We start from the raw sequence: 23,957 nt of genomic DNA, 5'->3' as shown, positions 1-23,957 counted from the left end.
TGCCGGTTCGCGCCCGGCCGAGCGTCGATCACGACCCCTGCAGTGCAGGCCGACGGGAGGTTCCGATGAAACGCTCCTACGCGCAGGCGCCCATCACGACGGTGCCTGCCGCCAACGGCATCGAGTATGCGTACCGCGACGTCGGCGAAGGCGAAGGCGGTGCGCCGCTCGTCCTGCTCATGCACTTCCGGGGCAACCTCGACTACTGGGATCCCGCCCTGGTCGATGCCCTCGCTCAGAACCGGCGCGTCATCGCCTTCGACAACACCGGCGTCGGCCGTTCCGGCGGCAGGACGCCCAGCACGATCGCGCAGATGGCGCTGGATGCCATCACCTTGACCGAGGCCCTGGACCTGGCACAGGTCGACATCCTCGGCTTCTCCCTGGGCTCTTTCGTGGCCCAGGAGATCGCGCTGATCCGGCCCGCGCTCGCACGGCGCGTCGTACTCGCCTCGGCGGCACCGCAGGGTGCACCCGGTATGCACGGGTGGGCGCAGTGGGTCATCGACGCGGTCGGTGCGCCGGAGATCGATCCCGCACGGGTTCTCGACGTCTTCTACGCCCGCTCCCCGGAGAGCCGGTCGGCCGGGGAGAAGGCCATGGGGCGGATGTTCTCCCGGGAGGAACTGGATACGCCCACGACGTGGCAGACACGCCAGGCACAGTACGACGCGGTCATCGCCTGGGGCATCCCCAACATCTCGCTCCTCGGCCGGGTGACAGCCATCCAGGCACCGGTGTTCGTCACCAACGGCGACAGCGACCCCATGATCCTCCCCCGGTACTCCCACCTGCTCGCAGGCCTGATCCCGCAAGCACAGCTGAAGATCTACCCCGACTCGGCCCACGGTTTCCTGTTCCAGCACCACGCCGAGTTCGCCGCCGACGTCGAAGCGTTCCTCACCGCTCCGCAGTAGCCGGAGCCACCAGTGGTCTCCGCGCACCTGATCCAGGGCGGTGCCGTGTGGGGACCGAAGGGCCGGCAGGGCGTGCCCACGACGTCCGCGTCACGGCCGGCCTGCATGAGGAGCGAGTTCGCACCCCGCGCCCGGACGCCCGGACCGCACCGCGCCAACGCATCAGAAGGGCCAGCACTCATGGATACGCAATCTCTCGGCTACGCCGTGCACGTCTGCGACCCGCTCCCCATCAGCGTCACCGAACCCCTGCCCAACGGCGACGGGCGCACCTTCCAGCCGATCTCGACCACCCTCGTACACGGCGAGCGGGACGCCGTCCTCGTCGACCCGCCGTTCACCGCTGGCCAGATCGAGGAGGTCACCGCATGGGTGGCCGCCAGCGGGAAGAACATCGTCGCCATCGTCGCCACCCACGGCCACGGCGATCACTGGTTCGGCGACAACGAGTTCGCCGAGCGGTTCGATGCGCCCGTCGTGGCCACCGCCGGCACCATCGCCGTGATGCACGGCAACGTGGAAGCCCGCCCGTTCGCCTGGGACAAGCTCTGGCCCGGGCAGATCCCCGACGCCCCGGTCACCGCCGTCACCGTCCCCGACGACACCCTCACCCTCGAAGGACACGACCTGCACCTCGTCGAGGTCGGCCACACCGACACCGAGCAGACCAGCGTTCTCCACGTCTCCGACCTCGGCCTCGTGGTCGCCGGCGACGCACTCTACAACGGCGCCCACATGTACACCGGCGAGTCGGCCGGAGGCGGCCTGGACGCCTGGCGGGGCGCCATCAGCACCGTCGAGGCCCTCGCCCCCAGGTACATCGTCGCCGGCCACAAGAACAAGGAACTCGACGACGACGCCACCCGCGTCATCGCCGAGACCCGCCAGTACCTCGACGACGCCGAGGCGGCACTCAAGGAGTGCTCCTCCGCGACCGAGTTCTTCCACACGATGGTCGACCGCCACCCCGACCTCCCCTACGGCAAGACCCTCCTGTGGGTCAGCGCGAAGACGCTCTACGCCCTGCGCGAGCCGGGCGCCGACCCCGTCGCCGCTGCTGTGGGCGGCTGGTTCTAGCAGCGATCAAGCCTTGTTGTCAGGGCCGTTCGCGGCGTCCATGAGCAGGCTCGGAGGTGGGCATGAGCAATCCATTCGAGACGGCACCGGCATCTCGCGGACGTACCGAGCGGCTGCACCCCGCGACGACACATCTGATCGTCCTGCCGGGCGGAGGCTACGCCTCGCACGCCCCGCATGAGGCGGAGCCGGTCGTTGCGTGGCTCTCCACACTGGGCCTGTCGGCAAGCGTCTTCCGCTACCCGCTCCACGTGCGGCATCCCGAACCCCTCCTGGCGCTGCGGGCCGAGATCCGCCGCAGGCGCCAGCAGGGGGCGGACCGCATCGGGGTGATCGGCTTCTCGGCCGGCGGGCATCTCGCGGGCCTGGCCGCACTCGCACCCGGCGACGATCAACGCGAGTCCGTCGAGTTCGCCGTCCTCGGTTACGCGATCACATCAATGGAGACCGAGACCTATCGACCCGCACGCTTGATCCTGCTCGGCGAGGATGCTCCACCGGACCTGCGCCGCCAGACATCCCTCGACGCGCTGGTGACCACCGCGTCTCCGCCCTTCTTCCTCTGGCACACCGCCGAAGACATCTACGTACCGCCGGAGCACACCTACCGGCTCGCCTCGGCACTGGCCGCGCACGAGGTACCGCACACCGTGCACGTCTTCGCCCACGGCCCGCACAGTCTCGGTCTTGCCCAGGGCGCGGGCGATGCCGCCACCTGGACGGAATTCGCGGAATCCTGGATCGCCGAACAGGTCCGCATGCCGCACCAGCACACATCCTGACGGATCGCGCTACTCGGACAGCTCCGTCCACAGGTCGAGGAACGCCCGCAGGGGCTCACTCGGCCGGGTACCCGCGCGTCATACGAACACCTTCCGCAGTCGGATAGCGGGCTCCAGCGGCACGACAACGAACCGCGGGTCGGCGGCGAGGACCGGACTCGCGTGGGAGGTGAGCACCACCTGCCTGGGCAGCCGTTCGAACAGGGGCTCGCCCAGCTCCTCCTCCAACTCCTCCGCCACTGCGACGAAGTACTCAAGCGTACGGAGCTCCATGACCGCGAAACCGTCAACTGCACCGTCAGGCCCCGGAATTGTGACAACCACCGGCCGAGCCCGTTCGTGCCCTGCGCGACGGGCCCCGGTGCCATCATTGATCGTGACCGCTGCCATCACCACTGCGTATTGGACGTGCGCGACCCATGTCCCGAGGGTGTTACGAGAGTGTCGGCCATCCCCGTGGCCCCGGCGAAGGGCGAGGACAGACCGATGAACGTGACCGTCGTCGGCGGCGGCATCGCCGGGCTGACCTGTGCCCTGAGCCTGCACGCCGCCGGTCTCGAGCCACGGGTGTACGAAGCAACGCGGCAGGTCGAGGCGGTCGGGGTGGGCATCAACTTGCTGCCGCACGCCGTCCGGGAACTCTCCGAACTCGGCCTGGACGGCGAACTGGCCTCCGTCGCGCTGCCCCCGCTCCGGCTCAGCTACCACGACCGCACGGGCAGGACGGTCTGGGACGAGCCGCTGGGCCGCGCGGCCGGATACCACTGGCCGCAGTACCCCGTCCATCGCGGCCGACTGCAGATGCTCCTGCTGGCGGCAGTACGGGAGCGGCTGGGGCCGGACTCGGTCCGTACCGGCCTGCTCTTCCAGAGGTTCGAGGAGACCTCGGGCGGCGTCCGCGCCCATTTCCTGGACCGGTCGAGCGCTCTATCCGTGGTCGATGACGCCGACGTACTGGTCGGCGCCGACGGCATCGACTCCGCGATCCGCGCCCAGCTCTTCCCGCACGAGGGCCCCCCGAAGGGGAACGGCGTGCACATGTGGCGGGGGGTCGCACACCACCCACCCGTCCTCGACGGCCGTTCGATCGTGGTGGCCGGGGGCGCCCCCGGTGCAAAGTTCGTCGCCTACCCGATCGAGGACCCGGCGACCGGAGCCGGCGATGCGCTGGTGAACTGGGTGCTGGAGGTGCGGCACCCGCGGTCGGCCCCGCCTGCGGACGGCCCCGGTCGTCGCGTCACTGCGGCGGAGGTGCACGCCAGGCTGTCGTCCTGGCAGCTGCCGTGGATCGACCTCACGGCGATCGCCGAGCGCTCCTCGGCGATCTTCGAGTACCCGATGCTCGACCGCGATCCCTTGCCCCGCTGGAGCTTCGGACGGGTCACCCTGCTCGGCGACGCCGCACACCCGATGTTCCCCATGGGCATGAACGGCGGGGCCCTGTCCGAGGGACAGGCCGAGAGGATCGCCACCCGCTACAAGGAGCTGGGCCGGGCCACCACGGCCCAGGTCAACACCCACACGTCCTGGACGGTCCGTGCCATCGCAGCAGATCGGGAGTGACTCCATGAGCGAGACGGACCGACCTGGTTTCGGCGAGGTGCTGCGTGGCCACCGCCGAGCGGCGCGGCTGACGTTGGAGCAGCTGGCCGAGGTATCGGGCGTCAGCGCCCGGACCCTGTCGGACATGGAGCGCGGACGGAGCAGGGGACCTCACGCGCGGACCGTGACCGCCCTGACCGACGCGCTGAAGCTGGACGACGGCGCTCGCGAGGGGCTGATCGAGCTGGCGCGCGACGGCCGGCTGCGGGACCACTGGACCCGGCGCAGCAGCCCGTGCGAACTGCCCCGGTCGGTCGAGGACTTCACCGGCCGCGGCGAGGAACTGATCTGGCTGAGCGAGCTGGTGTACGCCGAGAGCTCGCCGGGTGTCGGCGTGGTGGGGCTCATCACCGGCTCCGCCGGCCTGGGGAAGACCACGTTCGCCGTCCGCGCCGCCCATTGCGTGCGCCCGAGCTTTCCCGACGGGGTGCTGTTCCTCGACTTGTTCGGCATGTCGCAGCAACCCCTCACCGCCGACGACGCGTTACGGCTGTTGCTGCGCGCGCTCGGTGTGGCCGACCAGCAGCTCCCCGGCGACGCTCACGAACGCGCCTCCTTGTACCGGTCGCTGCTGAGGGACAAGCGCGTCCTGGTCGTCCTCGACAACGCCGCCTCCGAGGAGCAGGTGCGCCCGCTGCTGCCGGGAGGGGGCGCGAACAGGGCGCTGATCACCACGCGGCGCTTGCTGGCAGGTCTGGAGGGGGTCCGCAGACTCGCCCTGGGCCCCCTGCCGTTGCCCGAGTCCACGGAACTGCTGACCGGGATCCTGGGCAAACGTGCCGCACGGGACGAGGAATCGACGCTCGCCCGGCTCGCCGAGTTGTGCGGCGGGCTGCCCCTGGCGCTGCGCATCATCGGGAACCGGCTGCTGAGCCGCCCCGACTGGAACGCCGCCGAGCTCGCCGCCCGGCTGGCCGACGAAGAGCTGCGGCTCCACCAGTTCAAGGCCGGCGACCTCAAGATCGCCAACGCCTTCGGCATGTCGTACGAGCAGCTCGCGGACTCCACGCGCCGGGTGTTCCGCAACCTTGCCGTGGCACCCGGCCGGGATCTCGATGTCGCTCTGACGGCCGTCGCCGGCGAGATGCCGGTCACGGACGCATGGGACGCCCTCGACGAGCTCGTCGACCTGGGCCTGCTGCAGGACGGCACCGCGGGCCGCTACCGGTTCCATGACCTGGTCCGCCTGTTCGCGCGCGACCGGCTCCAGGAGGAGGAGACGGCCGCCGGGCAACGCGCCCTGACGGAACGGGTGACCTCCTGGCTGCTGCGGATGGCGACGACGTCCGGGCGCTGGTTCGAACCCGGTTACGGCCGTCCCGACCGACCCGACCCCGATCTCGCCGTCCTGTCCTCGGCAGAGGAGGCAGACGGGTGGCTGCGGCTGAACGTGGACAACTGGCTGGGTTCGATGCGGGCCGCGGCGGACACCGGCCGGCACCCTCTCGTCCTGGACTGCGCGGAGTCGATGCACTGGTTCTCCGACCGGTGGGCGCACAGCCCGCACTGGCAGGAGGTCTTCACGCTGGGGGCGGAGGCCGCCGCTGCCCTCGGCGACCCGGCGCAGCAAGCGGCCCAGCTGAACTATCTGGCCTGGGTCCATTCGGTGCCGCCCGGCGACCCGGAGGCCGTCCTGCGGTACGCGGCCGAGGCGCTGGAACTGGCCACCCGGGCCGATGCCACCGCGCAGATCGCCTGGGCACACGAGTACTCCGCCGAGGCACTCCTCCTGCTCGGCCGACGCGACGGGGCCATCGAGTCGTCCTCCCGGGCAGCGGAGATGTTCCGGGCCATCGGCGACATCGACTCCTACGTCCAGAGCAACGCCGCCATCACCAAATGTCTCTTTGACGAGGGGCGCTACGCCGAGGCTTTGGAGCGCTACCTCGGACTGCTCGCCGTGCTGGACGACCCCGAGTCGGGGATGACGCCCAGCGTCGTCGTGCACAGTCGGCCATTGGCGCTGCTGCGCATCGGTTCCTGCCTCGGACACCTCGGACGTCGTGCGGAGGCGATCACCGCGCTCAGCGAGGGAATCGACCTCGTGGACGGGCTCCGGGCGTCCGACTACCGTCAGGCGGACGCCCTGGAAACGCTGGCTTCCCTGCTGGCCGACGAAGGCCGGACCGACGAGAGCCGCCATGCCTACGTGCGGGCGGCACAGGTCTTCGCATCCATCGGTGACACCACGGCGAGCAGCCGCTGCCAGGCCCTGGCGACCGCCGCCGCCTGACGTGTCCGGAGCACGGAATCCGGACGGCATCGGATGCCAACTCTGCGTGCTGCTCTGCATGTTCTGCGTCCCCTTGGCCGACTTGGATGGAGGACGCCGGACGGGCATCGGGCCCGTCCCTCCACAGCGGAGACGATCATGGCAATCATCAGGAACATCGTGCTCGTGCACGGCGGCTTCGTGGACGGCTCCGGTTGGCAGGGGGTCTACGACCACCTGATCGCCGACGGCTACCGCGTGTCCGTCGTCCAGAACCCGACCCACTCGCTGGCCGGCGACGTCGCCGCCACCCGCCAGGTCCTCGACGGCCTCGACGGCCCGGCCGTGCTGGTGGGCCACTCCTACGGCGGAGTCGTCATCACCGAGGCCGGCAGCCACCCGCACGTCGCCGCACTCGCCTACATCGCCGCGTTCGCACCCGACAAGGGCGAGTCGGTCGGTTCCCTGATCGCCGATCCGGCGCCCGGTGCGCCGGTCCCGCCGATCCTGCCGCCCCAGGACGGCTACCTGTTCCTGGACCGGGACAGGTTCGCAGCCTCCTTCGCCGCCGACGTCCCCGAGGCGACGGCCGCGTTCATGGCCGACTCCCAGGTCCCCTGGGGCATCGACGCCCTCGAGGGGGCGGTCACCGAACCGGCCTGGCGGGCCAAGCCGTCGTGGTACCTGGTCGCCACCGACGACCGCATGATCCCGCCGGCCGCTCAGCGCGCCATGTCCGAGCGGGCCGGCGCGACCGTCACCGAGACCCCCGGCAGCCACGCCGTCTACGTCTCGCGGCCGGCCGTCGTGGCCGCCGTCATCGCCCAGGCCGCGCACGGCCTCGGCACGCACTCCTGACGGCACGCGGACGCCTGCGCACCGCACCTCCGGTCCGGCACGCCCGGCACGTCTGGCCGTCTGGCCGTCTGACCGTCTGACCGTCTGACCGGACGAGACACCCCACCGCGACCACCCTGGGAGTTCCCATGGACCCTGAGCTCACCCGCCGCCGTGTGCTCGCCGGCGGCGCCGCCGTAGCGAGCGCGGCAGCGCTGCTGGGACCGCTCTCCTCCACAGCCTCCGCCGCCGGCCCCTCCGCGGCCGGGACCAGACCGACTCTGCCGACCATCGTCCTCGTGCACGGCGGATTCGCCGACGCCTCGTGCTGGAACGCCGTGATCGAGCAGCTCCAGCAGGCCGGTTACCCGACCATCGCCCCCGCCAACCCGCTGCGCAGCCTGCCTGCCGACTCCGCCTACATCGCCAGCGTCCTGCGCTCGATCAGCGGCCCGATCGTGCTGGTCGGCCACTCTTACGGCGGCGCCACCATCACCAATGCCGCCGCCGGCGCCACGAACGTCGAGGCGCTCGTCTACATCGCCGCTTTCGTCCCCGATCAGGGTGAGCAACTCAGCGTACTGATCAACAAGTACCCCGGCAGCATCATCGAGGCCGCGACCCGGCCGGTCGCCTACGACGGTCCCGACGGCACCACGGGGACCGATCTGTATCTGGAGCCGGACAAGTTCCGGGCGGCGTTCGCCGCCGACCTGCCGAGCGCCACCACCCGCCTCATGCAGGCCACCCAACGGCCCTTCAGCGCCACCTGCTTCACCGACACCACGACCGCCGCCGCCTGGCGCACCATCCCCTCCTGGGGCCTGGTCGCCGACACCGACAAGGCCATTCCGCCCGACCTCCAGCGCTTCTTCTACAACCGGGCTCGTGCCCGCCAGATCGTCGAGGCACGGGGAGCGTCCCACGTCGCCATGATCAGCCATCCGCGCGCCACCGCCCGCCTCATCGAGCAGGCCGCCCGCGCCACCGGCTGAACCCCTCCCCCACTGCCCCGGCTCGCACCCCGACGAGCCGGGGCGAAGTCCCTCCAGGAACCCGGGGCGCGGCGCCCGTGTTCAGTCGATGACGGCGGTGGCTTCGATTTCGACCAGATGCTCGGGTACGTCCAGTGCCGCGACGCCCAGCAGCGAAGCCGGCGGGACCGGTGCGGCGCCCAGTTTCGCGGCCGCCCGCTTGATCCCCTCCATCAGCAAGGGCATCTTGTCGGGGGTCCAGTCCACGACGTACAGGGTCAGCTTCGCCACATCGTCGAAGGAGGCACCGACCTCGGTCAGGGCGGTGCCGATGTTGAGGTAGCACTGCTCGACCTGAGCGGCGAGGTCGCCTTCACCTACCGTGACGCCGTCGGCGTGCCAGGCGACCTGTCCGGCGATGAAGACGAGCTTCGACCCGGACGCGATCGACACCTGCCGGTAGGCGTCGATCTCCGGCAGTCCCTTGGGGTTCACCAGGGTGATGGCCATGCTGTCTGCCTCCGTCTACGTGGGCGCCCTCGTGCTCGATGCCATCGAGCCACGACGCTCGCGCTCTCTTGTGGTTACTCAGGAACCGTAGGAGAGTGGCTTCCGACATGGAAGAACGCACTTTTCGGTAACTGGGGAACCAGATGGTGACCAAGCAGTTCACGGGCTCGCCTGACGATGCGGACCTGAGGCGGGCCGACTCTCTGGGGCGGGAGATCTTCTCGGACGTCGCCAACAAGTGGGCGCTCCTGATCATCGAAGCCCTAGGGGAGCAGACCCTGCGCTTCAGCACGTTGCGCGACGAGGTCGAGGGCATCAGCCACAAGATGCTGACCCAGAACCTGCGGATGCTGGAGCGCTACGGGCTGCTCGAGCGGACCGTGCATCCCACCGTGCCGCCGCGGGTCGAGTACACCCTCACCGAGCCGGGCCAGGCCCTGCGGGCGACGATCGACGGATTGTGCGACTGGACCCACCGGTACTTCGGTCACATCGAGGCCTCCCGCCGCCGCTTCGACGCCTGACGGAAACGAAGCGCTGCCAAAGACCCCTCAGCGGGAGGCGTACCGGATCCAAACGTCCGTGAGGTTCTGCAACCTCGTTCGGGTGGCACCGCCGCCCTCCAGGTGATCGGTGAACGTCTGCAGCCTGTTCGGGCCTTCGGGCCAGTTCGGGTCGGCGGCGGCCCTCCTGGCGAGTTCACCGATTGCGCCCTCATCCCCCGTGTGCCGCAGCAGCCACGCCGTGAAGCCCTCCATCGAGCCGCCCCTGTCTCGGAAGCCACTTCCCGCGGCTTACGCTACCGGGCGCCAGAACTGCCGGGACGTCACGCGGTCCGCGCTCCTGGCGGCCGCCGGCGACGCCGGCCGATCGGCCCCCGCTGTCCGTCGCCACGGCGCAGCAGGTTCCAGCCGCGAGTACCGGCGACGGCGGACAGAGCGGCGGAAGGTCGACTTCCGGGGTGACTGCCGCTCCGGCAGACTGAGGACGGCTGTCCCCGGAGGAAGGCTGTGGTGCGTAATGGCGGAGTCGGAGGATGCCCTCGCCATCCGCCATGTCGCGGAACGGCTGTTGAAGGCGCACCCCGAGTTGGACGCCGACGTGGTGGAAGACTCCGTGCGGACGGCGTACGAAGAACTCAGGTATGCGCGTGTGCGCACTTACCTGCCGGTCCTGATGGAGCGCAGGGCCAAGGACCTGCTGCTCTCCGACGAGCAGAAGGATCGCCGGACCTGACGTTCGGTGAGCGAGTGCCGGCCGCGTCGGCGCTGGCGTCGGCGGGGCATCGCGCGCCGACCACGCCGGCCCCTGCGACCGGGCGATCAACCCTGTGGGGCGTCGGCCTGCCGATTCGCCTGTCCGGTGGCGCCCGCGGCTCTGTCGTTCGGCGGGGCCGTCTTCAATCCCTCGAGCAGCGCACTGAGGTATCGGCGCGCCGCCTCGGTCCGCTCCGTCGGGGTTCCGCCGTGGACCTGCGCGGCGTACGCGATGCCGCACATCAGCGGTACCAGGTCGGTCGGGCCGAGGTCGGCCCGGACCGCACCGGCCTCACGGGCCCGATCGAGGAGGGTCTTGCCGGCCGACCACACGGACCCCTTGAGCTCTGCGGTCCGCGGCAGGCTGTCGGTGGCCGTCGCAGTGACCGGCGCCAGCGAGGCGTCGGTCATCTGAGCCTCCACGGTGCGGAACAGGAAGCCTTCCAGCGCACGCCAAGGATCGGTGTCGGCCAATGCCTCCTCGCCTTGGGCCGCCAGAGACTCGAGGCAAGGGGTGGCCACGGTCTCGAGGAGCGCCTCCGGCGTCGCGAAGTGGCGGTAGACGGTGCCGACACCGAGTCCGGCGCGGCGGGCGACGTCGTTGAGCTGCAGTGGAATGCCCTGGTCGACCAGATCGCGGGCGACGGCCACGATCCGGTCCCAGTTCCGGGCCGCGTCCTTGCGCAGTGGTGTCGTCGTCATGGACCCCATGCTAATCGGATGGCCCATCCGGTCCGATCCGCGCCCGCCCGGACGAAGCGCACGTCAGCCCGGATCCGGGGCGGAGGCCGCGAGCGGCGCATGGCGTTCGCTGAGCCGCCGCACGGCCTCGGCCAGGCGGGGATCGGTCGCCGCGCGGAACGGCTCCACCGGACGCGCCCGCGATCCGATGACCACGCCCGTGCGACCCGCCAGGGCCTTGTCCGTGGCCGCGACGATCGACGGCCTGGCAGCCACGGACGCCGGACCCGAAGTGGAGCGTTCGAACCTGCGGCGCACCAGCGGCCACAGCAGCCGCAGGGCAGGCGAAACTATCTTCGGGTCGGAGAGGGTGCCGTCGGTCATGTCGGTCGCCGCGCCTCCGGGGTCGGCGGCGAAGACCGATACGCCCGTACCGTCCAGCCGTGCGGCCAGGTCGAGGGTGTAGGCGAGGTTGGCGAGTTTTGCGCGGCCGTACCAGTGGAAGCCGTAGTAGCCGCCGGGCGGCTCCACCGCTTCGAACACGCGCTTCCCGGCCACGACCGCACCCGAGGTGACGTTCACGATCCTGCCGGACCCGCCCGCCGTGAGCGTGGGCAGCAGCAGTTCGGTCAGGAGGTACGGCGAGAGGTGGTTGACGACGAAGGATGCCTCGACACCGCCCAGGTCATGCCGCTTCGGGAACATCGCGCCGATGTTGTTGACGAGTACGGCCGGCGGTTCGCCGGATGCGGCTCGGTTTGAGGCGATCAGGCCGGCGAGGTCGCGCACCTCGTCGAGCGAGGAGAGGTCGGCGGCGAGGAACCGGGCGGGGCGTTCGGGGTCGATCGCGTTGATCCGGCCGACCGCTGAGGCGCCGCGGTCGGCGTTCCGACCGACCACGGTGACGGAGAAGCCTGCGGCGGCCAGACCCAGCGCCGTCTCCAAGCCGATGCCGCCCGTCCCGGCCGTCACCACAGCCATTCCGTTCCTGCTGTTCACACCCAGACCTCCCCACGCCCTCATCCGGATGGGTCATCCGGTTTCATGAAGACAGTAACAGACATCCGGATGACCTATCCGTTTGATGTTGGGGGCACGGCCGCGAGTACCGCCGACTTCCCGGCGCCCAGCACCACTCGGCACCGGCGACGAGCCGCAGCGCCGGCTCCAGCCCGAGCAGCGGCCGCAGCCTCGGATCACCCGGCAGGCAGTGGCCGGACGCCCACCGCCGGACCATTTCAGGCCAGGACGTTGACGGCCCTGGCGACGACGAGTCCCAGGATCATGAGGGACAGGATGGACTGGAGGGTCATGACGCTCTTGGCCCAAGGGGCGAGTGGCATGACGTCGGTGGGGCTCAGCGCGGTGGAATTGGTGAACCCGAGGTAGAGGTAGTCGATGTAGTGCGGGCGCCAGTGCGCGGCGTTCAGTTCGGGGCTGAGGTGTTGGGGAAAAGCGAGCGCCGGAGTGGGGGGCATGTGGTGGGCCCGGGCGGCCGGCCCGCCGCTGTCGAGTTCGAAGTACAGGAGGGAGAAGGCGAGAACGGTGGAGGCCCAAACGCTGCCGCCGGCCAGCAGAAGGGCATTGGCGGAGCTGGTCTCATGCCCGCCGTGGATGAGATCGTCGATCAGCTGGACGGTCGACCAGATGGAACTGCCCACGAGCACGACGACCATGACGATCGCCACTGAGCGCAGGACGGTGGAGCGGCGGCTGATCCGACCGGGGTCTCCCGCGATCAGCACCACCAGCAGCAGGCCCTCGGCGACGGGAAGCGCCCATCGGGGTCCAAGACGCAGGTCATCGGGCAGAAGCAGGGTGAGCACCGCGGAAGCGATGACCGCTGCCGCCATCGGCCAGCGGCTCTCGGTGTGGACGGCAGATCTCGCCCCCGGCCCCCGCGAGCTCTTCCGGTCCGTGTCGGACGGGTTCTCTCCGCTCACGACCGACTGCCTCCCGGGCCCGGTGGCAGCTCAGATCGCATGTGCCGTCGGGGTCATACGGCGTCGGGCGTTGCGAATGGTGCCAGTCTCCCTCGTTGTCGGGTTCATGTGCCGCTCCTCGCAGCTGAAGGCGTACGGGGCGGCTGCCCCGATGGCGCGGCGCTGGACCTCGGACCCACCGTAGACGAGGGCAAATGGGGCCCGCTGCCGACACGCTGGTAGCCGTCTGCACTGTTCAGCGAACGGAGACCCTCCTCGCTGGAGTGAACCGGGCAAGGGCTCGGCCGGGTCTTTCACTGCGGGCGGGTTCCCACGCCTAGCTTGGAACGATGGCAACTCCTCAGCACAGGATCGGGTCAGGCTTCGGAGCCCGGAGCACCACGGAGGAGGTCCTGCACGGGATCGACCTGACCGGACAGCTCGCGCTGGTCACCGGCGGCTACTCGGGCATCGGGCTGGAGACGACGCGGGCGCTCGCCGGTGCCGGCGCCCACGTCGTGGTGCCCGCCCGGCGCCGTGCGGCCGCCCAGGAGGCGCTCGCCGGCATCGACCGCGTGGAGGTCGACGAACTGGACCTCTCCGACCTCGGCAGTGTCCGCGGCTTCGCCGAGCGCTTCATCGCCTCCGGCCGCGGTATCGACCTGCTGATCAACAACGCCGGGATCATGGCCTGCCCGGAGACGCGCGTCGGACCGGGGTGGGAGGCGCAGTTCGCGACCAACCACCTCGGCCACTACGCGCTCGTGAACCGGCTCTGGCCGGCGATCGCAGGCCGCGGAGCGCGAGTCGTCACGGTGTCCTCCAACGGCCACCAGTTCTCGGACATCCACTGGGACGACGTGCACTTCGAGCACGGCTACGACAAGTGGCAGGCATACGGGCAGGCGAAGACCGCCAACGCATTGTTCGCCGTACAGCTCGATGCGCTCGGCCGTGACTCCGGCGTACGGGCGTTCGCAGTGCACCCCGGCGCCATTGCCACCAACCTGGGGCGCCACGTGCCCAGGGAGGAAATGCTCGCAGCCGGCTGGATCGACGAGGACGGCAACCCGACGAACGCCGGGTTCAAGACCCCGAGCCAGGGCGCGGCAACCCAGGTGTGGGCAGCGACCTCCCCGCAGCTGGTCGGCATGGGCGGCGTCTACTGCGAGGACTGCGACATCGCCGAGCCCGCAGGCGAGGGCGACCTCACCGGCGGTGTACGCGCCTACGCGACGGACCCCGGGCAGGCGGCGCGGCTGTGGAAACTCTCGGCTGAGCTCACAGGTGTCAACGCGTTCGCGGCGACCCTCTGAACGGGGTGGTGGGGAACGGCTCCGGTGGCCGCGTACGGCTCAGCCAACGCGGTCCAGTGACGCCTCCAGGTCGAGTTCGCCTTCGCGCGTCTGGGCGCCGGCCGCCACGGCGGCCCGCATGCGCTCGACCACGGCAACCGGTGCCGGGTAGACCCCTCCCAGGGCCTTGCTCTCCTCGCCGAGACCCTCGAGCAGGCTCTCGCTCGTGGCTGCGGCCCCGACCGCCGCCTTCGCCGCGGCGATCTGCTCCGGGCGCAGCGCCGCGATGCGGTGGGCCAGCGTGTCGACGAAGTCGTCGAGTTCCCCGGCGGGGAGGGCGCGGTTGATCCAGCCGTAGCGCTCGGCCGTCTCGGCGTCGAAGAGGCTTGCGCCGAGGATCACTTCCAGGGCCCTGGCGCGGCCCACCAGCGGGGGCAGCAGTTGGGTGCCTCCGCCTCCGGGGATGATGCCCATCCGGGTCTCCGGCTGGGCGAGCCAGGTCCGCCCCCGGGCGGCGAAACGCATGTCGAGGGCCATGGCCAGCTCGTTGCCGCCGCCCCGAAGGCGCCCGGCGAGCTTGGCGATCGTCACCTGCGGCAGCGCGCGCAGGCGCAGCATCAGCTTCTGCACGGGGTTGACCAAAGACTCGTCGGCGCCGGTCCCCGCGCCCGGGTTGGCCAGTTCCCCGAAGGTCTGCGGATTGAGCATGAAGCCCAGGTCGACGTGGGCGACGAAGAAGTCCGGGTCGGCGCTCTGCAGCACCATCACGCGCACCCGCTCGTCCTCGCGGACGGCTCCGACGAAGTCGTGCAGTTCGTTGATGAGCGTCGCGTCGAGCATGTTGACCGGCGGGTTGTCGAGCGTGACGTGGGCAACGCCCGCGTCGATCGCCACCCGCAGTCCCGTGTAACGGTCGTACGTCATCATCTTGTCCTTCTCCCGGTGGAATCGCTGGCCTTCGGCCCGTGCACCGGTCACGCTAAAACCTGACGTCGACGTCAGAGGCAAGGGGAATGTGATGCGCATCGGTGAACTCGCCACGAGGACGGGTGTGAGCGTGCGGGCGCTGCGCTACTACGAGGAGCAGCACCTGCTCGCCTCCGAACGCAGTACCAGCGGCCAGCGGCACTATCCCGACGACGCGGTCGACCGTGTTCTGCTGATCCAGCAGTTGTACGCGGCGGGACTGCCGAGCAGGTCGATCGTGGAACTGCTGCCCTGCGTGGTGACCGGCGAGGTGACGCCCGAACTGCTGGAACGACTGTCGGCTGAGCGGGACCGCATCAGCACTCAGATCGGCAGCCTGGTGAACACCCGGGACAGACTGGACACCGTCATCGCCGAGGCCACCGCCACTTTCAGGACGGGCACCCCCTGCCGCTGACGACTGCGCGGGTAGCGGGGTCTCGATCGGGCACAATGCATCGTCCACCGTGGCCGCCAGCTCCGCCGTCTCCTCGCGCGTGTTCCGGGGGGCACGGATCTGTCGGCGCCGCGGCGCGGCGGCCCGGATTCCCTCGCCCATCACTGCACCCGGACACAACCGCCTTGAATCCGTAAGGCGTCAGCGTCCTTGCCGTTCCAGGGTTTCGGGGCGCGCGTCGTCGCCGTGCCAGACGGGCCAGCCGAGCAGTCGGGGCCGTTCGGTGACCCAGGCACGGGTGTCGGCGCCGATCTCGGTGTCGATGAGGCCCTCCAGCAGTGCCCGGTAGCGCTCGACCAGGCTGCGGTGGGCGGGGTCTGCGGCGAGATTGTGCATCTCGGCGGGGTCCTGCCGGCGGTCGTAGAGCACGACGTCGTTCTCCGCCAGCAGGGCTTCGGTGTTGGCGGGGCGGTTGGGGTTCAGCGGGGAGAAGTAGCGGCCGAAGGTGTAGCGCTCGTCGGAGTACGCCCGCAGGAAGCCGCGCTTGTTCCAGTCGGGGCGCAGGTCGCCGGCAGCGACGCGCTTGGGCGCTTCGGGGTCGGCGAACTCGAACCAGAAGGAGGCGTCCAGCGTGGTGATCGACTCCACCGCGTTGAGGATCCCCTTGCGCACCGGGAGTTTGTGCAGCACCGGCATCAGCGAGTGACCCTTCAGTGCCGGGTGACGCGTCACCGCCTCGGCCGCGTCCAGCCCGGCGATTTCGAGCAGGGTGGGTGCGATGTCGACGGAGGAGGCGAGCGCCTCGGTGCGGGCTCCGCCGGCCACGTCGGGGTGGGCGAGGATGAAGGGGACGTGGAAGTTCTCGTCGTAGATGAGGTTGCCCTTCTGCCGAAGGCCGTGGGAACCCGCCATCTCGCCGTGGTCGGAGGTGAAGAGCACGACGGTGCGGTCCGCTTGGCCGGACGCCTCCAGGGCGTCGAGGACGAACTCGACGCTGCGGTCCACGTCGCGGATGGCGTTGAGGTAGAAGTTCAGACCGTCGTACCAGTGCTGGTCGTCGGCGACCGGCCCGAAGACCGTGTCGAGCATCCTGGCGTACTCCTCCACGGCCGGAGCCGCGCCCCTCAGGGCGTCGTGAAGGCTGACGGGCAGTTCGAAGTCCCAGCGCCGCTGGTACACGGGGATGTGCGCCGCCGCACGGGTGACGACGGCATGGGCGAGGCCCGGCGGGAGCTGGACCGGGGAACGGCCGCCGTAGTCGAAGCTCATGATGTCGTGCGGGTTCACGAAGTTGACGGCCATGAACCACGGCTGGTCCTGCGAGACGACCGGCGCCCGGTTGCGCAGCCAGCGCACGGCCTGGCCGGCGATCACGGGGTCGAGTTTCAGGCCTGCCCACGCGCCGCCGTCGATGTCGCCCCAGTCGTTGAACTCGCTGAACCCGTAGGGCTCCAAAGCGTCAGTGGTGGGCCCGGGGTTCTCCGCGGTGACGTAGCAGTTCGACAGGTGCCACTTGCCCTGGTAGGTCGTGTAGTAGCCGGCCGAGCGCAGCATCGTGCCGAGTGTGCCCAGCTCGGGGTCGAGCGGGCGGATGTACGGCATGTTGTCGTTGTCGTAGATCTCGGTGATGGGAAGGTGCTGCCCCGTGTAGATGACGGAGCGCGCGGAGCTGCACTGTGCGGAGGCGGTGTAGTAGCGCTCGAAGGTGGTCCCCCGTGCCGCGATCCGCTCCCGCGCGGGCAGGGAGAACCCGGGCGGCCGCGGAAGGGAGAAGCGTTCCTCGTCGGTGACGATCAACAGGATGTTGGGGCGATCGACCATGCCCTGCCCTTCGCTCGCCACACGCCGATGGGGGGATCGGGCGGTGGGAGACTGCTTCGCGCGGTTCGGTACGTATGCCTTCGAGCCTAGGGTCGGCGGTCGGCCGGGGCCGCTCAGGACGCGGCCGAAGGCGACCGGACGGGTGAGAAGGCTTGCCGAAACGTGAAGTGGTCACCTCGACGGTTGCCGTGTCGCTGACACCGATGGCCTGCGGGGCGCGGGACAGTTGACGGACGAGAGCCCGGCTACGGAGACCTGGGAATCGATGACCGTGACCAACGGGAGCAGGCGGCCCCGACCGGGAGCGCCGGCCACACCCGGCCACCGCGAGGCCGGCGGCCGTGAGTAACGGCGCCTGGACCGTCGCTGCGGTGTCAGGGGTCACCGCAGCCTACGCGCTCGTCTCGCGCCGACTGACCACCTCACCGGTGTCCGCGGCCATGGTCTTCGTCGGTTTCGGCATCGCGATCGGTCCCGTAGGCCTGGACCTGGTGGGCCTGCGGCACGACGCCGAGCTCCTGCGCACCCTTGCCGAAGCCGCGCTGACCCTGGTGCTGTTCACCGACGCGGCCACCGTACGCCCAGCGGACCTGCGCAGCGGCGGCGCGCTGCCGGGACGGCTCCTGTCGATCGGGCTCGTCCTCACCATCGGCATCGGATGGCTGCTGGCCTGGCCGCTCCTCCCGGACCTGTCCCTCTGGGAGGCGGCCCTGGTGGCAGCGGTCCTCGCCCCGACCGACGCGGCTCTGGGCAAGAGCGCCATCTCCGACACCCGTGTGCCCGGCCTGGTACGGCAGACCCTCAATGTCGAGAGCGGACTGAACGACGGCCTGGTACTGCCCTTCTTCGTGGTCTTCCTCGCAGCCATCCCCGGCACCTCCTACGCGCATGAGGGCATCGGCGGGACGTTCTGGCGCGCACTGCTGCTCAGCCCCGCACTCGGCCTGGCCGTCGGTGGCCTGGGCGGTCGGCTCCTGACCATGTCACTCGACCGCCGCTGGATCGCCCCCGAGTGGCGGCCCATCCATGCACTCGCCACGGCCGCCGGCGCCTACGCCGTGGCAACGGCCACCCACGGGAGCGGCTTCATCGGCGCGTGGGTGGCCGGGTTCGCCTTCGCTTACGCACTGCGCCAGGCCGAACGTCCGACGGGCGAGGTGTCCCGCACCACCGAGCTGGCCGAAGACCTGGGCGGTCTGCTGGCCATGCTGAGCCTGCTGCTCTTCGGTGCCGTGCTGCTCGGACCCGCGCTGCAGCATCTCAGCTGGCGGATCGTCGGGTACTCCGTGCTGAGCCTGACCGTGATCCGGATGGTCCCGGTTGCACTCGCCCTGGCCGGAAGCGGGATGAAAACGCCAACCGTGGCCTACGTCGGCTGGTTCGGCCCCCGGGGCCTCGCCTCGGTGGTGTTCGGACTCCTGGTCGCCGAGGAGCACATCCACAGCGTGGACCTGATCAGCCGGGTGGTCGCCATCACCGTCGGACTCAGCGTGCTGCTCCACGGGACATCAGCGGCAGTCCTCGCCGCTCGCTACGGACACTGGTACGAACGGGCAGCCACCATGACACACCTCCGTGAGAGCACCACCACACCCGTCACACCACGACGCCGCAGACTCGGCTCGGCCTGATCATTTCAACTCGGGTTCCTGCCAGTTGCGTTGTTCGACGGCAGAATTCCACTCACGCTAGATGATCTTGCGGCCTGATGGCCTGTAGGAACGCACCGCCCCTCTGATCCCGGCCCGACCCGTCCTTGTAGCCGCGCCCACGACGTCAGCAACAGTGCCCCGCCTGCGCGTTCAGCTGCCTCGGGCGCGCACGTCCACCGCCGGAACGCCACTGCGCACCAACCAGCAGGAGCGATGGCCGACGGCCGGCGCGGAGCGGGCAGCTGACCGATCATCCAGCAGCTGCGGCGGGCCCAGACCGCCTCCACTACGTCGCTGCTGGACCCGACCGCCTATGGCCGAACCGACAACCGGCGAAGGCGAAGGAGCCGGCGTCGCCTCTCGCCTCTCCTCATGGCCCCTCTTGGTGGCGGGCCGGTGTCACCAGGTGACGGGAAGGCAGGCCACCCCGGCCACCGTGTGGGTGCTGCGCCGAGGGAGATCGTCGGGCGGGACGGCCAGGCGGAGGGCGGGCAGGCGCTGGGCAAGGGTGGTCAGGCCGCAGCTGAGGACGGTCCTGCTGAGGTGCTGGCCCAGGCACTGGTGGGGGCCCTCCCCGAACGCCAGGTACGTGACGGGCCGGCGACCCGGGGTGAAGGCGGTGAGTTCTGCGGTCGGGGTGTCGAGTGGGCAGGTGACCCACTGGCCGGCGCGGATGAGGACGCCGCCGATCTCGACGTCGCGGACGGCGCGGCGTGTGAGGCCGTACTGCTTGATGGTGATGTGGTGCAAGAGTTCCTCCACGACGTCAGGGGCGCAGGCTGGTTCGGTCGCGAGTTTCGCGTACCAGGCGGGCCGGTCTTGGAGGAGCGTGAGGGTGGACAGGGCCAGCATGTGGGTGGGGCTCACATGCCCGGCCATCAGCAGCAGCTTGGCGATCCCGGCGAGTTCGGATACGGCGAGCGGCCGGTGCGGCAGGCCCTGGACGGCGATGCGGCCCAGCAGGCCGGGGTGACCGGCGGGCTCGGCCAGGACGTGCCGGGCCAGGCCGCTCACGTAGTGGTCGACCGGGGTGGTGGTGGAGTTGAGATCGGCGTTGGCGAGGTCCTGCCCGGCGAACAGTTCCAGCATGAGCGGGCCGTGGACGTCCCAGGGCAGGCCGAGGACCGTGCAGAGGGCCTGCGAGGCCAGCGGCAGCGCGTACTGGCCGACGAGGTCCGCCGGTGCTCCCGTACGGAGCATGCTGTCCAACAGGGAGTCGGCGGTGGCCGTGACGCGGGATGTGTCCGTGCCGGCGCGGAAGGCGGAGAACTCGCGTGCGAGCAGGCGCCGGTAGCCGAGATGGTCCGGGCCGTCGTCCTGGACGAACATGCCGTCGATGGTGGGCAGGACCTCCCGTCCGGCCGGGCCGGGCGGCGGATTGCCCGGACCCCGGCGGGAGGTGAAGGAGGCGGTGTCGGCAAGGACGGCCCGCACGTCGGCCGGGCGGGTGAGCCGCCACGTGCCGACGCCGTTCCCGGCGATCGCGAAGACAGGCTCGGCGCCGCCCTGCGGTCCTGAATTCGCGGCGTAGGGGCAGACACCGGCCGTGTCGGCGGGCCGGTGGCGGCCGGTTTCTGTGGAAGGCATCACGGTCATCTACGGCCTCCTGCAGCGCTCGGGCTGTCGGCACGCGGCGGGTACGGACGGACATCCCCCTCGCATGTAAGAGCAGCACCCGCCCCGGCCCCCGCGGAACGGTCGCATCCCCGGCGCACCGCGGCACGGCCGCCACCTGCGCTTGCCGCCACCGGCCGGGGCACAGGGGCACCGCCACATGGGCGAGGCGCGCCGCGCGAGTGGTGACCGGACCGGCATACGGCTCGTTCCCTTCAACGTCAGGGCACGATCCTCGAGGGAAAAGGGGCGGGACGGCATGGATGCTCTCGTCGCGGCCAAGCTGCGCAACCGGTTCACCTTGTTCGACGGTGACGGCGACGGCAGGGTCACCAAGGCCGACTACGACCAGCTCGCCCAGCGACTGGCCCAGGCCGCCGGCCACGGCAACGACACCCCGGCGGCACGGAAACTTGCAGCCGAGTACGAGGCGGGCTGGGCCCGAATGTCCGGCCACCTCGGGCGCGGACAGGACGCGGAGCTCGACGAAGAGGAATTCGTCGAGGCCTGGTACGCCGTCTCCCGCGAGACAGGATTCGACACAGCGATCCTGCCGATCGTCGACGAGGTCATCACCGCGATGGACACCGACGGCGACGGGCACCTGCAGCCGGCCGAGTTCACCCGCTGGCTCGCCGCGTACGGCGTTCCCGGCGAGGCTGCCGTCAGCGCCTTCAACCGCCTCGACCGCGACCAGGACGGACGCATCAGCCGCGACGAACTCGCCGAAGCATTCCACGAGTACTTCACCGGCACCGACCCCGACCTGCCGGGCAACTGGCTCTACGGACCCTTCCCCCATTGACCCCGCCACATCTGAGGCCTGGCCGCCGCTGCGTACGGTCGGGTGGCGCGACCGGGTTGGTCGCGATACGCGTTCGCCGGACGCCCGGGCACCTCAGCCTGGCGGACGAATGGAGCTTCTTCAGGTCCTCCTTCAGGGGGCGCACCGTCCCCCCGCAGGGGGGAGGCAGCCCGCCGTAGCGGACGATGTGCGCCTGCCGTGTCCGAAGCCAGCATGTACGTCATGACGACAGCCAACGCTCCCCTCCCCGCCTTCGCACCCGCGCCTGTCTGGGCTCGCCGAGCCGCCCACGCCATAGCCCTCTGCGCAGTCCCGTCCGGTCTGTGGCGTATCGCCATGGCCGCCGGTATTTATGTGGGGTACAGCGACCAAGTGCTGCGCGAGGTCTTCGACATCCCGGGATGGGGCATTGCGTACGTCGTCGGCCTCTCCGTCCTCGCCGAGCTCGCCGCTCTGTTTCCGCTGCTGCTCGTGAACGACCGGTGGCGGCCGCTGCGCCCCCGGGCCCTCGCCGCGCTGGCCTGGACTGCATCGGGCGTCCTGGTCCTGGTGGCGCTGTGGCAACTCGTGGTCGCCTTCACCGTCGAAAGCCACACGTACATGGCGAGCGATACGGCACTGACCGTCTGGTGGCTCGCCTTCGCCCCGCTGTTCGCCATCCCTGCCCTGATGACCGCAGTGACCTGGTCGTATGCAAAACGGCACCGGACACGGGGACAGGCATAGCCCTCACCGCGTGTTGGCCACCAGAAGCGAGGCTGCCGGCACTCCCGTGGGACCTTCGACCCTGTCGTTGGCCAGGAGCCGAGCCGCGACCGCGGGCCGGTCGTACTCCGGACACAGGTCCGCGCCGCCGGCCGGGGCGGGTAAGCCGGGGTGCTGGCAGCGCCACTTCATCGTCGAGGAAGCATGGAAAGCGGGGACGCGCGCTGCGGCTGATCGTGTTCATGGGAGCGGCCAAGTGCGCCGCACTCACCCTCGGTGGTGGCGCCTGCTTGCCGGTCTGCCGTAGCGGTGCTGAGGTGCGATCCAGATCTTTCGGAGTTCGACGGGACTGCGGATGTCGAGAACGTGCCAACGGCTCCGTCCCAGGAACATCAGCGGCCACCACCGGCCGCACTCGAGAAGAAGGAGAAACCGGCATGGCGATTCAGCGGATGGACAACGTCGGCATCGTCGTCGAGGACATGGACGCGGCCATCGCGTTCTTCGTGGAACTCGGTATGGAGCTCGAGGGCAGGGCGGAGGTCGAGGGCCTCGTCGCCGACCAGTGCACCGGACTCGTCGGCGTCCGCTGTGACATCGCGATGCTCCGGACCCCGGACGGTAACAGCCGGATCGAGCTGTCGAAGTACCGCAGCCCCGCGGTGATCAGCGCCGGGCCGCGCAACCGGCCGCACAACATTCTGGGCACGCACCGCGTCATGTTCGCCGTCGACGACATCATGGACACCGTTGCCCGCCTGCGCCCTCACGGCGCCGAACTCGTCGGCGAGATCGCCCGGTTCGAGGACAGCTACCTGCTCTGCTACCTCCGCGGCCCGGAGGGCATCATCGTCGGACTGGCCGAGCAGCTGCGCTGAGAAGGAGGAACCGCACCATGCAGCCGAACAAGCCCCGCGCAGACCCCGAAAGGTGTGACGTATCCATTCGGGGGCGGCGGCCATGGGGGCGATAGGTTGGGGTCGTGATCGATTTCCTCGTCGACGCCCCGGTCCCCGGCAGCTTGGACGCCGTGTGGCACGCGGGCTGGCCATCCCCCAAGCACGATCCCGCCCCCGAGATCCAGGTCCACGCGTACACCGAGAACACGGTGATCCTGCGCCAGAACAAGTCGGTGCACTACGAGGCGCCGTTCCTCTTCCTCCTCTTCGGGAACGAGCGGGCGCTCCTGATCGACACCGGCGCCACCGCCGACCCCGGCTACTTCCCCCTGCGCGCGACCGTCGACGCCCTGATCGAGGACTGGCTGATGCGCAATCCCCGCGCACGGTACGGGCTGACGGTCGCTCACACCCACGGGCACGGCGACCACATCGCGGGCGACGCACAGTTCGCCGACAGACCGGAGACCACGATCGTCGGCCCGGGACTGGACGAGGTCACGGCCCACTTCGGCCTCGACGACTGGCCGCACCGCACCGCCGAACTCGACCTGGGCGGGCGAGTCCTCGACCTCATCCCCGGGCCCGGCCACCAGGCCGCCGCTCTGGTCTTCCACGACCGGCACACGGGTCTGCTGCTGACCGGCGACTCGCTCTACCCCGGGCGGCTCTACGTGGAGGACCGGGCAGCCTACGCCGAGACGGTGGACCGGCTCGTGGACTTCTGCTCGACCCGGCCGATCACCCACGTCCTCGGCTGCCACATCGAGATGACCACGGAACCGGACACCGACTACCCGCGGGGTACCACCCACCAGCCGGACGAGCCTCCGCTCCAGCTCACCACCGCCCACCTGCACGCCTTGAGCCGCGCCCTCGCGGAGACGGCGGGACAGCCGGGCTCCCATCCCCGCGGCGCGTTCATCGTCGTATACCGGGACTGACCTGCGGGTCGGCCACGAGTGCCACCGCGACGAGGAAGGAACCACCGCGCCGCAGCGGCACGAGGATGTCCGATCCCGCGCATGGCCTC

The 23,957-nt window shown here is 70.3% G+C and carries 25 protein-coding genes; 16 read left to right on the top strand and 9 right to left on the bottom strand.

What is annotated here, in order from left to right; translation table 11 throughout:
* Nucleotides 1-65: 65 nt before the first annotated feature.
* The 3 genes from ACFYXK_RS19695 to ACFYXK_RS19685 all read left to right on the top strand — a co-directional run bounded on the left by ACFYXK_RS19695 (nucleotide 66) and on the right by ACFYXK_RS19685 (nucleotide 2,776).
* Complete coding sequence (locus tag ACFYXK_RS19695) at nucleotides 66-917, top strand: alpha/beta fold hydrolase (RefSeq protein ID WP_389412260.1); 852 nt, start codon at nucleotides 66-68, stop codon at nucleotides 915-917.
* Between the two features lie 180 nt (nucleotides 918-1,097).
* Complete coding sequence (locus ACFYXK_RS19690) at nucleotides 1,098-1,994, top strand: MBL fold metallo-hydrolase (protein ID WP_389412259.1); 897 nt, start codon at nucleotides 1,098-1,100, stop codon at nucleotides 1,992-1,994.
* A 62-nt stretch (nucleotides 1,995-2,056) separates the two neighbouring features.
* Nucleotides 2,057-2,776, top strand: coding sequence for an alpha/beta hydrolase (locus ACFYXK_RS19685; RefSeq protein ID WP_389412258.1), 720 nt, complete (start codon nucleotides 2,057-2,059; stop codon nucleotides 2,774-2,776).
* Nucleotides 2,777-2,854: 78 nt separating this feature from the next.
* Here the strand turns inward: ACFYXK_RS19685 and ACFYXK_RS19680 are convergent, their stop codons facing one another.
* Nucleotides 2,855-3,049 (bottom strand): hypothetical protein, encoded by a 195-nt coding sequence (locus tag ACFYXK_RS19680; protein WP_389412257.1) that lies wholly within the window; start codon nucleotides 3,047-3,049, stop codon nucleotides 2,855-2,857.
* Nucleotides 3,050-3,262: 213 nt separating this feature from the next.
* Here ACFYXK_RS19680 and ACFYXK_RS19675 point away from each other — a divergent pair, with 213 nt between their 5' ends.
* From ACFYXK_RS19675 to ACFYXK_RS19660, 4 genes are all read left to right on the top strand, one after another.
* On the top strand, nucleotides 3,263-4,339 hold the full coding sequence (locus ACFYXK_RS19675; RefSeq protein ID WP_389412256.1) for an FAD-dependent monooxygenase: 1,077 nt from the start codon (nucleotides 3,263-3,265) through the stop codon (nucleotides 4,337-4,339).
* A gap of 4 nt (nucleotides 4,340-4,343) precedes the next feature.
* Nucleotides 4,344-6,611 carry a helix-turn-helix domain-containing protein gene (locus tag ACFYXK_RS19670; RefSeq protein ID WP_389412255.1) on the top strand — a complete coding sequence of 756 codons (2,268 nt, stop codon included), beginning with the start codon at nucleotides 4,344-4,346 and terminating at the stop codon, nucleotides 6,609-6,611.
* Nucleotides 6,612-6,749: 138 nt separating this feature from the next.
* Nucleotides 6,750-7,448, top strand: coding sequence for an alpha/beta fold hydrolase (locus ACFYXK_RS19665; protein WP_389412254.1), 699 nt, complete (start codon nucleotides 6,750-6,752; stop codon nucleotides 7,446-7,448).
* A gap of 128 nt (nucleotides 7,449-7,576) precedes the next feature.
* Nucleotides 7,577-8,422 (top strand): alpha/beta fold hydrolase, encoded by an 846-nt coding sequence (locus tag ACFYXK_RS19660; RefSeq protein ID WP_389412253.1) that lies wholly within the window; start codon nucleotides 7,577-7,579, stop codon nucleotides 8,420-8,422.
* A gap of 81 nt (nucleotides 8,423-8,503) precedes the next feature.
* Here ACFYXK_RS19660 and ACFYXK_RS19655 read toward each other — a convergent pair whose 3' ends face one another.
* A complete protein-coding gene (locus ACFYXK_RS19655) occupies nucleotides 8,504-8,911 on the bottom strand; it encodes a RidA family protein (RefSeq protein ID WP_389412252.1) in 408 nt (135 codons plus the stop codon).
* Between the two features lie 143 nt (nucleotides 8,912-9,054).
* On the opposite strand from ACFYXK_RS19655, the gene ACFYXK_RS19650 reads away from it, so the two are divergent.
* Complete coding sequence (locus tag ACFYXK_RS19650) at nucleotides 9,055-9,435, top strand: winged helix-turn-helix transcriptional regulator (RefSeq protein WP_383518794.1); 381 nt, start codon at nucleotides 9,055-9,057, stop codon at nucleotides 9,433-9,435.
* 27 nt (nucleotides 9,436-9,462) lie between these two features.
* Here the strand turns inward: ACFYXK_RS19650 and ACFYXK_RS19645 are convergent, their stop codons facing one another.
* Nucleotides 9,463-9,669 (bottom strand): YozE family protein, encoded by a 207-nt coding sequence (locus ACFYXK_RS19645; protein WP_389412251.1) that lies wholly within the window; start codon nucleotides 9,667-9,669, stop codon nucleotides 9,463-9,465.
* A 262-nt stretch (nucleotides 9,670-9,931) separates the two neighbouring features.
* Between ACFYXK_RS19645 and ACFYXK_RS19640 the strand changes: the two genes are divergently transcribed.
* Nucleotides 9,932-10,147, top strand: coding sequence for a three-helix bundle dimerization domain-containing protein (locus ACFYXK_RS19640; RefSeq protein ID WP_389412250.1), 216 nt, complete (start codon nucleotides 9,932-9,934; stop codon nucleotides 10,145-10,147).
* A gap of 86 nt (nucleotides 10,148-10,233) precedes the next feature.
* On the opposite strand, the gene ACFYXK_RS19635 is transcribed toward ACFYXK_RS19640, so the two are convergent.
* From ACFYXK_RS19635 to ACFYXK_RS19625, 3 genes are all read right to left on the bottom strand, one after another.
* Nucleotides 10,234-10,869 (bottom strand): TetR/AcrR family transcriptional regulator, encoded by a 636-nt coding sequence (locus ACFYXK_RS19635; RefSeq protein ID WP_389412249.1) that lies wholly within the window; start codon nucleotides 10,867-10,869, stop codon nucleotides 10,234-10,236.
* A 63-nt stretch (nucleotides 10,870-10,932) separates the two neighbouring features.
* Nucleotides 10,933-11,829 carry an SDR family NAD(P)-dependent oxidoreductase gene (locus tag ACFYXK_RS19630; RefSeq protein ID WP_389412428.1) on the bottom strand — a complete coding sequence of 299 codons (897 nt, stop codon included), beginning with the start codon at nucleotides 11,827-11,829 and terminating at the stop codon, nucleotides 10,933-10,935.
* A 257-nt stretch (nucleotides 11,830-12,086) separates the two neighbouring features.
* Nucleotides 12,087-12,791 (bottom strand): hypothetical protein, encoded by a 705-nt coding sequence (locus ACFYXK_RS19625; RefSeq protein ID WP_389412248.1) that lies wholly within the window; start codon nucleotides 12,789-12,791, stop codon nucleotides 12,087-12,089.
* Nucleotides 12,792-13,120: 329 nt separating this feature from the next.
* Between ACFYXK_RS19625 and ACFYXK_RS19620 the strand changes: the two genes are divergently transcribed.
* On the top strand, nucleotides 13,121-14,086 hold the full coding sequence (locus tag ACFYXK_RS19620) for an SDR family NAD(P)-dependent oxidoreductase (protein WP_389412247.1): 966 nt from the start codon (nucleotides 13,121-13,123) through the stop codon (nucleotides 14,084-14,086).
* A 39-nt stretch (nucleotides 14,087-14,125) separates the two neighbouring features.
* On the opposite strand, the gene ACFYXK_RS19615 is transcribed toward ACFYXK_RS19620, so the two are convergent.
* Nucleotides 14,126-14,989, bottom strand: coding sequence for an enoyl-CoA hydratase/isomerase family protein (locus ACFYXK_RS19615; RefSeq protein ID WP_389412427.1), 864 nt, complete (start codon nucleotides 14,987-14,989; stop codon nucleotides 14,126-14,128).
* A 94-nt stretch (nucleotides 14,990-15,083) separates the two neighbouring features.
* Between ACFYXK_RS19615 and ACFYXK_RS19610 the strand changes: the two genes are divergently transcribed.
* The gene (locus ACFYXK_RS19610; RefSeq protein WP_389412246.1) at nucleotides 15,084-15,449 is read left to right on the top strand and encodes a MerR family transcriptional regulator; all 366 of its coding nucleotides are present in this window, start codon (nucleotides 15,084-15,086) and stop codon (nucleotides 15,447-15,449) included.
* A 180-nt stretch (nucleotides 15,450-15,629) separates the two neighbouring features.
* On the opposite strand, the gene ACFYXK_RS19605 is transcribed toward ACFYXK_RS19610, so the two are convergent.
* Entirely contained in the window at nucleotides 15,630-17,249 is a 1,620-nt protein-coding gene (locus tag ACFYXK_RS19605; protein WP_389412245.1) for a sulfatase-like hydrolase/transferase, read from the bottom strand.
* Nucleotides 17,250-17,620: 371 nt separating this feature from the next.
* Here ACFYXK_RS19605 and ACFYXK_RS19600 point away from each other — a divergent pair, with 371 nt between their 5' ends.
* Nucleotides 17,621-18,880: a cation:proton antiporter gene (locus ACFYXK_RS19600; protein WP_389412244.1), complete on the top strand. Its 1,260-nt coding sequence runs from the start codon at nucleotides 17,621-17,623 to the stop codon at nucleotides 18,878-18,880.
* A 420-nt stretch (nucleotides 18,881-19,300) separates the two neighbouring features.
* On the opposite strand, the gene ACFYXK_RS19595 is transcribed toward ACFYXK_RS19600, so the two are convergent.
* Nucleotides 19,301-20,497, bottom strand: coding sequence for a cytochrome P450 (locus ACFYXK_RS19595; protein WP_389412243.1), 1,197 nt, complete (start codon nucleotides 20,495-20,497; stop codon nucleotides 19,301-19,303).
* A 277-nt stretch (nucleotides 20,498-20,774) separates the two neighbouring features.
* Here ACFYXK_RS19595 and ACFYXK_RS19590 point away from each other — a divergent pair, with 277 nt between their 5' ends.
* The 4 genes from ACFYXK_RS19590 to ACFYXK_RS19575 all read left to right on the top strand — a co-directional run bounded on the left by ACFYXK_RS19590 (nucleotide 20,775) and on the right by ACFYXK_RS19575 (nucleotide 23,868).
* Nucleotides 20,775-21,320, top strand: coding sequence for an EF-hand domain-containing protein (locus ACFYXK_RS19590; RefSeq protein ID WP_389412242.1), 546 nt, complete (start codon nucleotides 20,775-20,777; stop codon nucleotides 21,318-21,320).
* A gap of 213 nt (nucleotides 21,321-21,533) precedes the next feature.
* Nucleotides 21,534-22,046, top strand: coding sequence for a hypothetical protein (locus ACFYXK_RS19585; RefSeq protein WP_389412426.1), 513 nt, complete (start codon nucleotides 21,534-21,536; stop codon nucleotides 22,044-22,046).
* 416 nt (nucleotides 22,047-22,462) lie between these two features.
* Nucleotides 22,463-22,903, top strand: coding sequence for a VOC family protein (locus tag ACFYXK_RS19580; protein ID WP_389412241.1), 441 nt, complete (start codon nucleotides 22,463-22,465; stop codon nucleotides 22,901-22,903).
* 104 nt (nucleotides 22,904-23,007) lie between these two features.
* Complete coding sequence (locus ACFYXK_RS19575) at nucleotides 23,008-23,868, top strand: MBL fold metallo-hydrolase (RefSeq protein WP_389412240.1); 861 nt, start codon at nucleotides 23,008-23,010, stop codon at nucleotides 23,866-23,868.
* Nucleotides 23,869-23,957: the final 89 nt, after the last annotated feature.

Source organism: Streptomyces sp. NPDC002209 (genome assembly GCF_042890265.1).
Taxonomy (GTDB): domain Bacteria; phylum Actinomycetota; class Actinomycetes; order Streptomycetales; family Streptomycetaceae; genus Streptomyces.
Note: the sequence above shows the minus strand (reverse complement) of the source record. Positions and strands in the feature narration are given on the sequence as shown.